The sequence below is a fragment of the Marinobacter sp. NP-4(2019) genome (assembly GCF_003994855.1).
Taxonomy (GTDB): Bacteria; Pseudomonadota; Gammaproteobacteria; order Pseudomonadales; family Oleiphilaceae; genus Marinobacter.
On the sequence record NZ_CP034142.1, the window covers coordinates 3,216,941 to 3,231,148 of the forward strand.

Below are 14,208 nucleotides of genomic sequence, written 5' to 3' on the forward strand. Positions count from 1 at the left end.
CACCAATGCAGGTCATTGAATCCACCATCAGCCCGCAGTCGGACGATTTCCGCGCCAACGCCGAGGCCATGGAAGCCCACATCGCCACCTTCCGGGAGGTGGAGCAGAAGGTTCTGGATCTGGCGGAAGCGGCGCGGGAGAAATTCACCAAACGGGGCAAACTGCTGCCCCGGGACCGTATCAACCGCCTGCTGGACCGTGGCACACCATTCCTGGAGCTGTGCTCCCTGGCCGGCTACAAGATGCATGACGACAAGGACGGCAGCCTGTCCGGCGGCGGCATCATCGCCGGCATCGGCACCGTCAGTGGCATCCGCTGCCTGGTGGTCGCCAGCAACAGCGCCATCAAGGGCGGCACTATCACCCCGGCGGGCCTGGACAAAACCCTGCGCCTGCAGCAGATCGCCATGGAGAACAAGCTACCGGTGGTTTCCCTGTCTGAAAGCGGTGGCGCCAACCTAAACTACGCCACGGATATTTTCGTGCTCGGCGCCCGCGGCTTCGCCAACCAGGCCCGCATGTCCGCCGCCGGTATTCCGCAGGTGACAGTGGTCCACGGCAACGCCACCGCAGGCGGTGCCTATCAGCCGGGTCTGTCCGATTACGTCATCGCGGTGCGCGACCAGGCCAAGATGTTCCTCGCCGGCCCACCGCTGCTCAAAGCGGCAACCGGTGAGGTGGCCACCGATGAAGAACTGGGCGGTGCGGAAATGCACGCCCAGGTCGCCGGCACCGCCGAATACCTGGCCGAAGACGACGCCGACGGCATTCGACAGGCGAGGAATATTCTGGAAGCCCTGCCCTGGAATGAGCAATTACCGCCACAACGGGAGTTGCAGTGGGAAGAACCGCGCTACCCGGCCGAGGAACTGCTGGGCGTGATCCCGGCGGACTCCAAGAAGCCCTACGACGTGCGCGAGGTCCTGGCCCGCATTGCCGACGGCTCAAAGTTCATGGACTTCAAGAACGAATTCGACGACCAGACCGTCTGCGGCACCATCCGCATTGAGGGTCACTCCGTCGGCATTATCGGCAACAACGGCCCGATTACTCCGGCGGGATCCGCCAAGGCCGCCCAGTTTATCCAGCTCTGCGACCAGGCCGGCACGCCGCTGCTGTTCCTGCACAACACCACCGGGTTCATGGTGGGCACCCATTCCGAGCAGAACGGCATCATCAAACACGGTTCGAAAATGATCCAGGCGGTGGCCAATTGCCGGGTGCCAAAGGTCGCAATCGTGATCGGCGGTTCCTATGGTGCAGGTAACTATGCGATGTGCGGGCGCGGTCTGGACCCAAGATTTATCTTCGCCTGGCCCAACAGCCGCACAGCGGTCATGGGCCCGGCCCAGGCCGGCAAGGTGATGCGCATCGTGGCGGAAGACAAGCAGCGCCGGGGCGGCATGGAGCCGGACCCGAAGACCCTGGATTTCCTGGAGCAGGCGACGGCCAAGAAACTGGAGGACGGTTCCACGGCCCTGTTCGGCACAGCCCGGCTGTGGGACGACGGCCTGATCGATCCGCGGGATACGCGGCGGGTGGTGGCCCTTGTTCTGGATGTGTGCCGGGAGGCTGAGGCGCGGCAATTGCGGCCTAATACGTTTGGTGTGGCTCGCCTGTGATGGGGGAGCCCGCCTCGTGGATTGCTTGTTTGGGTGAGGGCACCGTCTGGGAGGGCGTGTCCAAAAACCGCTACAAGCACGTCCGTGTGCGCTTCTCTCCGGCCATCCATGGCCTCCGAAATTTTTGGACACGCCCTCCCAGACGGTTTGACCAAGCTCAGAGTTAACGCCTTTGAAGAGCATGCTTTTCAAAAATCGTAGCAGGACATAACCAACGTAGGTCGGATTAGCCACAGGCGTAATCCGACAACCAAAGCCCAGAAAAATCCGCCAATCTGTCGGATTACGCCTGCGGCTAATCCGACCTACAAGAACACAAAACTGTCACCAGACAGCACCAAATTCGCAGACAAAAGCGGGTGTGGGGGACCGATTCCAGAAAATCTCGGAGGCCATGGATGGCCGGAGCGAAGCGCACAGGGATGTGCTCGTAGCGTTTTTCTGGAATCGGTCCCCCACACCCGCCACCCAAGCTAACGGACCTGCACCAATACATGCAGGCAAGAACTAACACCCGAGGAGAACAAAAACATGAAATTCACTGCCGAACACGAAGCCCTGAGGAAAACCGTCCGTGACTTCGTGGAAAAAGAGATCAACCCCCATTGCGACGAGTGGGAGGAAGCCGGCGAGTTTCCGATTCATGAGATCTTCAAGAAACTCGGTAACCTCGGCCTGCTGGGCATCCAGAAGCCCGAAGAGTATGGAGGCATGGGGCTGGATTACAGCTACAACCTGGTGGCGGCGGAAGAACTGGGGATGGCCCATTGCGGCGGTGTGCCGCTGGCCATCGGGGTGCAGACCGACATGTGTACCCCTGCGATCTCCCGCTTTGGCTCAGATGAACTCAAGCGCGAGTTCCTCACACCGGCCATCGCCGGAGATATGGTCGGCTGTATCGGCGTCAGTGAAGTCGGCGCAGGTTCCGATGTCGCAGGCATGAAGACCACCGCGAAGAAAGATGGCGATGACTACGTCATCAACGGCTCCAAGATGTGGATTACCAACAGCCCCAAGGCTGACTTCATCTGCCTGCTGGCCAACACCTCCGACGACAAGCCCCACAAGAACAAATCCCTGATTGTCGTGCCCATGAACTCACCGGGCATTTCCTTCAGCCCGCACCTGAACAAACTCGGCATGCGTTCGTCGGAAACCGCGCAAATCTTCTTCGACGACGTCCGCGTGCCCCAGCGTAACCGCATCGGCGCCGAAGGCACCGGGTTCATGATGCAGATGCTGCAGTTCCAGGAAGAACGCATGTGGGGCGCCGCCAACGTGATCAAGGCGCTGGAGAACTGCATCAACCAGACCATCGACTACTGTCGCGAGCGAAAGACCTTTGGACAGCCGCTGCTCGACAACCAGGTCATCCATTTTCGCCTGGCTGAGCTGCAAACCGAGGTAGAGGCCCTGCGAGCCCTGACGTATCAGGCCTGCGAGCTACATGTGGAAGGCAAAGACGTGACCCGCCTGGCGTCCATGGCCAAGCTGAAAGCTGGCCGCCTGGGTCGTGAGGTGACGGACAGCTGCCTGCAATACTGGGGTGGCATGGGCTACATGTGGGATAACCCGCTGTCCCGCGCGTTCCGGGATGTGCGGCTGGTGTCCATCGGCGGCGGCGCTGATGAAATCATGCTGGGCATCATCTGCAAAATGATGGGAACCCTGCCCGGCAAGCGTCGCGACTGACATTTGGTGCAAAACCGGCAGCCCGGTATCACTGTCCAGGACACGCCCACAAGTACCTCCCTGTAGGGCTCGATTCGGGCCATCCATGGCCCTCAACGGTCCTGGACAGTGATACCGGGCCACCGGCCCCAGACAACATACGTGGAGTCTTATGATGGATCAGCTACCACATTGCGAAACACTACTACTGGAACAACAGGGCCCCACCCTGCACGTCACCATCAACCGCCCCGACGTGCGCAACGCCATGAGCCTGCAAATGGTGGCGGAACTGTCGACCGTGTTCGCACAGATCGAAACCGACCTCAGCATCCGCGCCGTGGTCATCCGCGGGGCCGGCGGCCACTTCTGCGCCGGCGGTGATATCAAAGACATGGCCGGCGCCCGCAGCCAGGACGCCGCCGATGGCGAAGCCGATCCGTTCTACCGCCTGAACCGCGCATTCGGCCAGATGATCCAGCAGGTGAACGAATCCTCAAAGGTCGTCATCGCCGTCACCGAAGGCGCGGTAATGGGCGGCGGCTTCGGCCTGGCCTGCGTCTCCGATGTCGCCATTGCCGGACCGACCGCCAAATTTGGCATGCCGGAAACCTCCCTCGGCGTTATCCCCGCACAGATCGCACCGTTTGTTGTCGAACGCATCGGCCTGACCCAGGCCCGGCGGCTGGCGTTACTCGGTTTGAGAATTGGTGCGGACGAAGCCTGCACGCTCGGGATTGTTCATCAGGTAGCAACTTCGGACGAGCAGATCGACGAATTGCTCGGCCAGGCCCTCGAACGCGTTCGTCACTGTGCGCCAAAGGCGACGGCGGAAACCAAAGCGTTGCTGCATCGGGTGGGTCACGAATCCATGAGTGGTTTGCTGGATAGCGCCGCCGAGAAGTTCGCGGCGGCTATTCGAAGCGACGAAGGCGCAGAGGGAACTATGGCGTTTATGCAAAAGCGCCCTCCGAAATGGGCAGGTGAGGCTGAATGATTCAGCAAACAGAACAAAAGTGTTCACCAAGCAAGCAAGAACCAAGTTAGCGGGAGCGCCCCTGTCGGGGCAGGTCTCCGGAAAATTTCGGAGGCCATGGATGGCCGGAGAGAAGCGCACAGGGATGTGCTTGTAGCGGTTTTCCGGAGACCTGCCCCGACAGGGGTGCGGACGAGCACCAAACAACGCCAGCGCGCTGAAAATGTAGGTCACAGAGTCATGCTGAAAAAATTATTGATAGCCAACCGAGGCGAAATAGCCGTCCGGGTCATCCGCACCGCCAAAGCTCTGGGGTACCGGACCGTCGCCATCTACTCCGAAGCCGATGCCCGCGCCCTGCATGTACATGAGGCCGACGAAGCCGTGTGCGTTGGTCCCGCGCAGGTGTCTGCATCTTACCTCAACGTCGACGCCATCCTCGAAGCGGCAAAGAAAACCGGCGCCGACTGTATCCACCCCGGCTACGGCTTCCTCTCCGAGAACGCCGGCTTTGCCAACGCCTGCAAAGACGCCGGCCTGATCTTCGTCGGGCCGCCAGCGGGCGCCATCGAACTCATGGGCAGCAAACGCCGCTCCAAAATCGCCATGCAGGAAGCCGGTGTACCCGTGGTCCCCGGCTACGAAGGCCCTGTCAAAGGTAACAACGCCAGCGACGAAGAACTCACCAGCGCCGCAGGCGACATCGGCTACCCGCTGATGATCAAAGCTTCTGCCGGCGGCGGTGGCCGCGGAATGCGCCTGGTACAGAACGAAAACGAACTGGCGGACAACATCAAACGCGCCCGCTCCGAAGCCAAACAGGCCTTCGGCGACGACGAACTGATCCTGGAAAAAGCCGTCATCGAACCACGCCACGTGGAAATCCAGGTCTTCGCCGACCGTCACGGCAACGCCGTTTATCTCGGCGAACGGGACTGCTCCGTGCAGCGCCGCCACCAGAAAGTCGTGGAAGAGGCCCCCTCCCCGTTCGTCACCCCGGAACTGCGACAAGCCATGGGCGAAGCAGCCGTTAAAGCAGCCCTCGCCTGCAGCTATGAGGGCGCCGGCACCGTCGAATTCCTGGTGGACAAAGATCGCAACTTCTACTTCCTGGAAATGAACACCCGCCTGCAAGTGGAGCACCCGGTCACCGAGCTGATCACCGGACAGGATCTGGTGGCCTGGCAGTTGGCCGTGGCGGAGGGGCAGCCTCTGCCCCTGAAGCAAGACGAAATCCAGCTCAACGGCCACGCCATCGAGGTGCGACTGTACGCGGAAGATCCCGCCCACGATTTCACACCACAAACCGGTCCACTGCACGCCTTTGAACCCGCACAGGGAGAAGGCCTGCGTTTCGACACCGGCGTGCGCTCCGGCGACATTATCACGCCACACTATGACCCCATGCTCGCCAAAGTCATCGCCTGGGGCCAGAACCGGGACGAAGCCCGTCGCCGGCTGATTCGAGCGCTGGAGGACACCACCGTGTTCGGGGTTACCACCAACCGCTATTTCCTCAGCCGTATCATCGCCAATGAGTCGTTCGGGGCGGGAGAGGCCACCACCGCCTTCCTGCAACAGGCCTTCCGTGAAGATCCGTCACTGGCACCCTATACGCCAGGCATCCGCGAGCTTGCCCTGGCAGCCTGCATTCTCGACCATGGCATTTCGGGCCAGAGCGCCTGGAGCAACGCGCCGGCCACAATGACGCCAATGAAGCTGGACACTGGCGAGAAAACGGTTGAGCTACTGGTGCGAAAGACCGGAAACACAGTGTCTGTCAGCCATGGCGACAGTCATTATCAGCTCACCCTGGAAAGCTTCGGCGATGGCCTGTTATGCATCATCGACAATGGCGTACGTCAGCGTTGCCAATATCACCGTGAGGGGGATTCCCTATATTTGCAGGCGTTCGGGCAAGCCTGGTCGGTGCGGGACGTGACGCACCAGCCAGCGGCGGGCGCCAACGGTGTCGGCAGCGGCAAAATCCAGGCCTCCATGGATGGCGCCATCATTGATGTGCTGGTAAACCCAGGCCAGACCGTCCAACAGGGCGAGACACTGGTTATACTGGAAGCCATGAAGATGGAACATCCGGTCAAAGCGGATCGGGATGGTGTGGTCGGCGAGGTGCTTGTCAGCAACGGCGACCAGGTCAAGCGCAGCCAGTTGCTGGTGAATATTACCGCTGGCGAGGCGACAGAACAGGAGGCCAACGCATGAACAGCCTGAACAAAAGAACGGTCTTTATCACCGGCGGCAGCCGGGGCATCGGCCGGGCCATCGCCCTGGCCTGCGCGAAACAGGGGGCGAACGTGGTGATTGCGGCCAAGTCCGACACACCACACCCAAAACTCCCGGGCACCATTCACAGCGTCGCCGATGAAATTCGTGCCGCTGGCGGCCAGGCACTGCCCCTGGTGCTGGATGTGCGGGACGAGAAACAGGTGCTCCAGCGGGTCAACGAAGCCGGCGAACACTTTGGCGGCATTGATGTACTGGTGAACAATGCCGGCGCGATCCGGCTGACCGGGGTGGAAAACCTCAAGGCCAGCCGCTATGACCTGATGCATCAGGTCAACGCCCGTGCGGTGTTTGTCTGCAGTCAGGCGGCATTGCCCTGGCTGAAACAGTCGGACAGCGCTCATATCCTGAGCCTGTCGCCGCCATTGAATCTGGACACCAAGTGGTTCGCCCAGTACGGACCCTACACGACAACCAAGTACGCCATGACCATGCTCAGCATGGGGATGGCAGAGGAATTCAAACGCTACGACATCGCCGTCAACTGCCTGTGGCCAAAAACCCTGATCGCCACGGCCGCCATCGAGTTTGAAGTGGGTGGCCCACAGATGATGGCTCAGGGCCGCAAGCCCGAGATCATGGCCGATGCCGCGGTCAGCATCCTGAACCGCCCGGGCACCAGCCTCACCGGTCAGACCCTGATCGACGAAGAAGTGCTGAGGGGCGATGGCGTAACCGATTTCGAACAGTACCGATACGCCGCGGGCGACAAACCGCTGCTACCGGACCTGTTCCTGGATTAGCCCCGGAGGCGGATGGTGTCCCGGGGCGTGAACGATAAAACGACAACTCAAAACCCTTACGGATAACACCATGAGTCAAGATAACGTTTCAGCCCGTGACATCGTCCGCAGCATTCCCCGCATCGTCCGCCGCTTCCCTTCCATTGCCAAGGGTTACTATTACTACTCGGTCAAGAACGAAAAGAAAGAACTGACCCTCGGCACCCTGGTGGAGCGCAACGCGGAAAAATACCCGTCCCGTCCTGCGATTGCCTACGAAGACCGCAGCCTCACCTGGTCCGAATTCAACGCCTGGGCCAACCGTATTGCCAACTTCCTGCTGGCACAGGGACTGGTCAAGGGCGAGTCCATCGCCGTTTTCCTGGAAAACCGCCCGGAACTTCTTGCCGTGGTGGCCGGTGCTGCCAAGATCGGCGTGTCCTGCGCCATGCTCAACACCTCCCAGAAAGGCAAGGTGCTGGAACACAGCGTAAACCTGATCAAACCTCGCATGGTGGTGGTTGGCGAAGAACTGGTGGAACCGTTCGATGCGGTAAAGGCGGATCTGCTGACCCGGCACCGCACGCCGTTCCTGTTCCTGGCCGACACCAATACCCTGAATATCTTCGGCGACGCCCCGGAAGGCTACGTCAACATGGCAGAAAAAGTGAGCGCCCATGGTGGCACCAATCCGGTACTGAGCAATCCGCCGAAAATGGGGGACACGGCCATCTACCTGTTCACCTCCGGCACCACCGGCCTGCCCAAAGCCGCTCCCGGCAGCCATCGCAAGTTTGTGAAAGCCTACGGCGGCTTCGGCCTGATGTCCCTGGCCATGGAGCCGGAGGATGTCCTCTACTGCACCCTGCCGCTGTATCACGGTACGGCTCTGCTGGTGTGCTGGGGTTCAGTCCTGGCTGGCGGCTCCTCCATCGCCCTGCGCCGCAGGTTCTCCGCCAGCGCGTTCTGGGACGATGTGCGCCGCTACAACGCCACCACCTTTGGCTACGTGGGTGAGCTCTGCCGCTACCTGCTGAACCAGCCCGCCAGCGAGCAAGACCGCAACCACAGCCTGACCAAGATGATCGGCAATGGCCTGCGCCCGTCGATCTGGAAGGAGTTCAAGGAGCGTTTCGGCATCGAAACCGTGGCGGAACTTTATGCCTCCAGCGAGGGCAACATCGGTTTCTCCAACTTCTTCAACATGGACAACACGGTGGGCTTCTCCACCGCGCCGTACAAACTGGTGAAATTCCACGAAGGCACCCGGGACCCAATCCGCAATAAGAAAGGCTACATGGAGGAGGTCCGCAAGGGTGAGCCGGGGCTGCTGATCGGTGAGATTACCAAGAAGTGGTCGTTCGAAGGTTATACCCAGAAAGAAGCCACGGAAAAATCCATACTCCGTAACGCGTTCAAGAAAGGCGATGCCTGGTTCAATACCGGCGACGTCCTCAAGCAAATCGGCTGCGGCCACCTGCAGTTCGTGGATCGCATGGGTGATACCTTCCGCTGGAAGGGCGAGAATGTGTCGACCACGGAGGTGGAAAACATCCTCGACGGCTCTGGCATGGTGGAGGAAGCCATCGTCTACGGCGTGGAAATCCCCAAAACCAACGGCAAGGCCGGCATGGTGACTCTGGTGCCCCAGAGCAATGGCAGTGAGTTCGATATCAACAAGCTGTTCGCTTACCTGAAGGAAAACCTGCCTGCCTATGCCATCCCGGTGTTCGTGCGCGTGACCCACGCCATCGAGAAGACCGGCACGTTCAAGTATCGCAAAGTGGATATCCAGAAAGCCGGCTACTCCATCGGCAAGCCCGGCGAGGAGGTCTATGCCTGGCTGCCTCGTACTGAGGGGTATACCAGGCTTGATGAGAAGCTGCTTTCTGAGATTGATGCTGGTGAGATAAGCTTCTGACCATTGGAGGGGCCTGCTTCTATGGGCCCTAGCCTGATGGCTTGGGGGACTGCGCTGGTGGGCGCCCCCTCCCAAAAACCGCTACAAGCACCCCTCCGGGGTCCAGCCAGCAATCACAGATTGCTGTCGTTCGGCTGTCGCATGAAGCTTCGCTTCATAAACGCTCGGCCTCACCCATGTGCGCTTGATCTCCGGCCATCCATGGCCTCCGACATTTTTGGGAGGGGGCGCCCACCAGCGCATTCGGACAGTTCAGTTATATCCGGTCAAAATCAAGAGCGTGGGTACGTAGGTCGGGACATATCTGAGAAGCTTACAAGCCATGTCGGGCAGGCCGTCCCAAAAATCTTGGAGGCCAGGGACGGCCGGAAAGAAGCGCACATGGATGTGCTCGTAGCGGTTTTTGGGACGGCCTGCCCGACATGGCGTCACCACCAAACCCGGCAGGCTGGGATCCCAGACTAAACCAAAACTCAGGAACCGACCTTAAGCACCACCTTCCCGGTAGCCCGCCGCTCGGTCAGGGCACCCAGGGCCTTGGCATAATCCTCGAACTCGAACACTTCGCTGATCTTCGGATCGATCTTGCCCTCGGCGTAGAGCTTCATCAGCTCCATCATGTTCTGGGCGCTGGCCTCCGGCTCGCGCTGGGTGAAGCTGCCCCAGAATACGCCGACCACGGAACAGCCCTTCAGCAGTGTCAGGTTCGCCGGGATCTTCGGAATATCACCAGCGGCAAAACCGATGATCAGGTGGCGGCCGTTCCAGGCCATGGCTCGCAGGGCCTGTTCGGTGAAATCGCCGCCGACCGGGTCGTAGATGACATCCACCCCTTTGCTGTTGGTGAGTTTCTTGACGGTCTCTTTCAGCGGCTCTTCGGTGTAGTTGATCAGCTCATCGGCACCGGCTGCTTTCGCCACCGCAAGCTTCTCGGTGGAACTGGCTGCCGCAATCACACGGGCTCCCATGGCCTTGCCCAGTTCCACCGTGGCCAGACCCACGCCGCCGCTGGCGCCCAATACCAGCAGGGTCTCGCCCGGCTGCAGGTTGGCGCGTTGCTTCAGGGCGTAGTAGGAGGTGCCATAGACCATGGAGAAGGCGGCGGCCTTTTCGTCTGGCATGGCGTCGGGTACTGGAATCAGATTCTGTTCCGGCGCCACGATTTCCTCAGCGAAAGCGCCGTAACCGGTGAGGCCGGCTACCCGGTCACCCGGCTTGAAACGGGTGACTTTCTCGCCCACCGCGATCACTTCACCGGCCATTTCACCGCCAGGTGAAAACGGCAGGGATGGTTTCAGTTGGTACTTGTTCTCAATAATGAGGGTATCGGGAAAGTTCAGGCCCGCGGCCTTGACGCGGATCTTCACGCCGTGGCCTTTCACATCGGGGCTTGCAACGTCTTCGATCACCAGCTTTTCGGCTGGGCCGTATTCTTTACAGAGAATGGCTTTCATTCAGTGACTCCATTGTTATTGGCGAAAGGGAATGCCGTACCTGATTTCCATCAAGCTAAACAGAGTCGCCGCATGAAGCAAATAAAGGTGTCTTATCCAACTTTATTAGTAGCACTTATAACCAGTGCCTGTCGGGGATGAATCCGGTGTCAATTTAGGCTATCCTTCGCGCACTCAAACCGGACCGGTTTGCCGCTGTTTCCTGCCGTTCAGGATCTTTTATGTTCGATATCATCTACGTTCTTGAAATGATCGGGGTCATTGCCTTCGCCATTTCAGGAATGATCGTTGCCCGCTCCAAAAACATGGACCCCGTGGGTGTCTTTACCATTGGTTTCATCACGGCGCTGGGCGGCGGTACCCTGCGGGACCTGATGATGGACAACCACCCGCTGTACTGGATCCAGCACCAGGAGCAGCCGATCCTCATTCTTGCCATGGCGATTATATTCAGCTACTGGCGCCGGGCACACCGAATCCGTGAGTCACGAATCGTGTTTCCGGACGCCATCGGCCTGGGCATTTTCTCCATTCTGGGTGCCCAACTGGCCCTTGATCTCGGCCATTCCTGGTTTATTGCCTCCCTGCTCGGTGTGATGACCGGCACCTTTGGTGGCGCTCTGCGAGACACTTTATGCAATGAGGTACCGTTCATTTTCCGCAAAGACCAGATTTACGCGTCCATCTCATTCGCCGGTTGCTGGCTTTATTTTGTGTGCCAATGGGTCATGGAAAGCGAGACCATGGCGCTGAGTATCGGCCTGTTGTTTATCGTTATTGTACGGATGCTGGCTGTCCGGTTTGATATCAGGCTACAGCGGGACACTAGGGGCAATCCGTAATATTGAATCAGCAATCATCCCTTGGCCTGAAGTCCTCCAGTCGGTAAGATTGCCGTTTTTTCACACAATCCCGTTTTATCGAGTCTTTTCAATCCCGAACCCCTACCCAGCACTCAGTGAGGCAGACCCACGTCATGCTTGAGCGACTATTCCAGTTAAAGGCCCACGGCACCGATGTTCGTAAAGAGGTGGTGGCCGGAGTGACCACCTTCCTGACCATGGCGTATATCATTGTGGTCAATCCCAGCATCCTATCCTCCACCGGCATGGATTTCGGTGCGGTGTTTGTCGCCACCTGCCTGGCGGCAGTGATCGGCACCCTGATTATGGGCCTCTGGGCCAATTATCCCATCGCCCTGGCCCCGGGCATGGGGCTGAACGCGTTCTTTTCATTCACCGTGGTCGGCAGCATGGGCTACAGCTGGCAGGTGGCCCTGGGTGCGGTCTTTCTGTCCGGCTTCCTGTTTTTCGTGCTCAGTATTCTCAGGGTACGGGAGTGGATAATAAACAGTATCCCGATGTCTCTGCGATTCGGCATCTCTGCGGGTATTGGCTTTTTCCTGGCTCTGATTGCGCTGAAGAATGCCGGCATTGTCGTGGACAACCAGGCCACGCTGGTGGGTATGGGGGACGTAAAGGTTCCCGAAGCCCTGCTGTTCTTCGGTGGTTTCCTGCTGATCTGCGCCCTGTCCTTCCGTCAGATCACCGGCGCGGTCATGATCGGCATCATAGCGGTTACCGGCGTCGCCATGGCGTTCGGAATGGTGGAATACAAAGGCTTTATTTCCACACCACCCAGCCTCGCGCCCACTTTTATGCAACTGGATCTCGCCGGCGCCCTCAATGTGGGCATGATCAGCGTGGTGTTTGCATTTCTGTTTGTAGACCTGTTCGATACGTCCGGCACCCTGATCGGCGCTGCCCAGCGCGGCGGCCTGCTGGATAAGGACGGCAAGCTACCACGCCTGGGCCGCGCACTGATGTCTGACTCGATCGCCACCATGTCGGGAGCGGCACTGGGCACTTCCACCACCACCAGCTATATCGAATCCACAGCCGGTATTTCCGCTGGCGGTCGCACCGGTCTTACCGCCGTGGTCGTTGCGGCCCTGTTCCTGGCGTGCCTGCTACTGTCTCCGATTGCCAGCATCATTCCGCCCTACGCAACCGCTCCCGCCCTGCTCTATGTGGCTGTGCTGATGGCCAGCGGCCTGAAACTGATCGACTGGGACGACGTCACGGATGCGGCACCGGCGGTGGTGACGGCACTGATGATGCCACTGACTTTTTCCATCGCGAACGGCATCGCACTCGGCTTTATCACCTACGCTATTCTCAAGGCATTGAGTGGCCGTTGGTCCGACCTTAATGCCAGCGTGGTCATTATTGCCGTTGTCTTTATCCTGAAATTCATTTTCCTGGATGTGGCCTGAGCCGCATCCAGAGCGATCATCGGAACTGTTATGGATTACTTTTCAGAGAGCATCAAAAAAACCATTCGCACGGTACCGGACTGGCCCAAACCCGGTGTTGCGTTCCGTGACATCACTACGGTGCTTCAGGACAAGACGGCGTTTCGAAAGCTGATTGATGCCTTTGTACACCGCTACCACGGCAAGGAAATTGATGCTGTCGCCGCCGTGGATGCCCGTGGTTTTATCATTGGTTCGGCCCTGGCCTACGAACTGAACGCCTCACTGGTGCTGGTACGCAAGAAAGGCAAATTGCCGTTCGACACCCTGGTGGAAGATTACGAACTGGAGTACGGCACGGCCTCGGTGGAACTCCATAAAGATGCCTTCAAACCCGGAGACAGTGTTGTCCTGGTTGATGACCTGATTGCCACCGGCGGCACCATGCTGGCCGCTGCAAGGCTGATTCGTCGGATCGGAGCTGATATTGTGGAAGTGGCGGCGATGATCGACCTGCCGGATCTCGGCGGTTCGAGGAAGCTGCGGGAAGAGGGATTACAGGTTTATACTGTTTGCTCATTCGAAGGCGAATAGCACGAATCATCAGGAGGCGGCCATGCCCGATTATCAACATCACTGGAAGGACGGCACCCCCGTTCATCTGCCTTTGGGGAAGATAGTCTGTATTGGCCGCAACTATGCGGAGCACGCCAGGGAGCTCAATAACCCGGTGCCTGACGAACCGCTGCTGTTTATCAAGCCCTCCACCGCAGCAGTACACATTACTCGCCCCCTGGACTTTCCCCGTGATCGGGGTGATGTTCATTTCGAAACAGAACTGGCCGTTCTGATTGGCCGCCCGCTCACCAATGCCTCACCCAGCGAGGCGGAAGCTGCCATCCTCGGCTACGGCCTGGCACTGGACCTTACGCTCCGGGACGTTCAAACCATGCTGAAAGAAAAACGGCAGCCCTGGGAACGCGCCAAGGCGTTTGATGGTGCCTGTCCGCTGTCGCCTTTCGTGGCCGCAGACAAGCTCAGGAAGGATCACCTCACCTTTACCCTCGACATTGACGGCGAGCGACAGCAAACCGGCGATACCCGCGACATGCTCAACCCGATCATTCCGCTGATCGCCCATATGAGCAGCCAGTTCACCCTGATGCCGGGAGACGTGGTGCTGACGGGCACGCCCAGTGGCGTCGGCGCACTCGCGTCCGGGCAAACCCTGTCCCTGGAGCTGGAAGACGTCCTGTTTGTCGAAACCCGGGTCATTTAGCGTAA

General features: G+C 59.4%; 11 protein-coding genes. 10 read left to right on the forward strand and 1 reads right to left on the reverse strand.

Annotation, left to right across the window (positions count from 1 at the left end):
• The first annotated feature begins 5 nt into the window (after positions 1 to 5).
• From EHN06_RS14585 to EHN06_RS14610, 6 genes are all read left to right on the forward strand, one after another.
• A complete protein-coding gene (locus EHN06_RS14585; protein WP_127333267.1) occupies positions 6 to 1,622 on the forward strand; it encodes an acyl-CoA carboxylase subunit beta in 1,617 nt (538 codons plus the stop codon).
• A 531-nt stretch (positions 1,623 to 2,153) separates the two neighbouring features.
• A complete protein-coding gene (gene atuD / locus EHN06_RS14590) occupies positions 2,154 to 3,314 on the forward strand; it encodes a citronellyl-CoA dehydrogenase (protein ID WP_127333268.1) in 1,161 nt (386 codons plus the stop codon).
• Between the two features lie 154 nt (positions 3,315 to 3,468).
• Complete coding sequence (locus EHN06_RS14595; RefSeq protein WP_127333269.1) at positions 3,469 to 4,290, forward strand: enoyl-CoA hydratase/isomerase family protein; 822 nt, start codon at positions 3,469 to 3,471, stop codon at positions 4,288 to 4,290.
• Between the two features lie 219 nt (positions 4,291 to 4,509).
• Positions 4,510 to 6,492, forward strand: a complete 1,983-nt coding sequence (locus tag EHN06_RS14600) for an acetyl/propionyl/methylcrotonyl-CoA carboxylase subunit alpha (protein ID WP_127333270.1) — start codon at positions 4,510 to 4,512, stop codon at positions 6,490 to 6,492.
• Positions 6,489 to 7,316, forward strand: a complete 828-nt coding sequence (locus EHN06_RS14605) for an SDR family oxidoreductase (RefSeq protein WP_127333271.1) — start codon at positions 6,489 to 6,491, stop codon at positions 7,314 to 7,316. The genes EHN06_RS14600 and EHN06_RS14605 overlap by 4 nt, the downstream gene beginning before the upstream one ends.
• Positions 7,317 to 7,386: 70 nt before the next feature.
• Positions 7,387 to 9,216 carry a long-chain-acyl-CoA synthetase gene (locus EHN06_RS14610; protein WP_127333272.1) on the forward strand — a complete coding sequence of 610 codons (1,830 nt, stop codon included), beginning with the start codon at positions 7,387 to 7,389 and terminating at the stop codon, positions 9,214 to 9,216.
• A 473-nt stretch (positions 9,217 to 9,689) separates the two neighbouring features.
• On the opposite strand, the gene EHN06_RS14615 is transcribed toward EHN06_RS14610, so the two are convergent.
• A complete protein-coding gene (locus EHN06_RS14615; RefSeq protein ID WP_127333273.1) occupies positions 9,690 to 10,670 on the reverse strand; it encodes an NADPH:quinone oxidoreductase family protein in 981 nt (326 codons plus the stop codon).
• A gap of 221 nt (positions 10,671 to 10,891) precedes the next feature.
• Here EHN06_RS14615 and EHN06_RS14620 point away from each other — a divergent pair, with 221 nt between their 5' ends.
• The 4 genes from EHN06_RS14620 to EHN06_RS14635 all read left to right on the forward strand — a co-directional run bounded on the left by EHN06_RS14620 (position 10,892) and on the right by EHN06_RS14635 (position 14,203).
• Positions 10,892 to 11,512 (forward strand): trimeric intracellular cation channel family protein, encoded by a 621-nt coding sequence (locus EHN06_RS14620; RefSeq protein ID WP_127333274.1) that lies wholly within the window; start codon positions 10,892 to 10,894, stop codon positions 11,510 to 11,512.
• A gap of 134 nt (positions 11,513 to 11,646) precedes the next feature.
• The gene (locus tag EHN06_RS14625) at positions 11,647 to 12,945 is read left to right on the forward strand and encodes an NCS2 family permease (RefSeq protein ID WP_127333275.1); all 1,299 of its coding nucleotides are present in this window, start codon (positions 11,647 to 11,649) and stop codon (positions 12,943 to 12,945) included.
• A 30-nt stretch (positions 12,946 to 12,975) separates the two neighbouring features.
• Positions 12,976 to 13,518, forward strand: a complete 543-nt coding sequence (locus EHN06_RS14630) for an adenine phosphoribosyltransferase (protein ID WP_127333276.1) — start codon at positions 12,976 to 12,978, stop codon at positions 13,516 to 13,518.
• 22 nt (positions 13,519 to 13,540) lie between these two features.
• A complete protein-coding gene (locus EHN06_RS14635) occupies positions 13,541 to 14,203 on the forward strand; it encodes a fumarylacetoacetate hydrolase family protein (protein ID WP_127333277.1) in 663 nt (220 codons plus the stop codon).
• Positions 14,204 to 14,208: the final 5 nt, after the last annotated feature.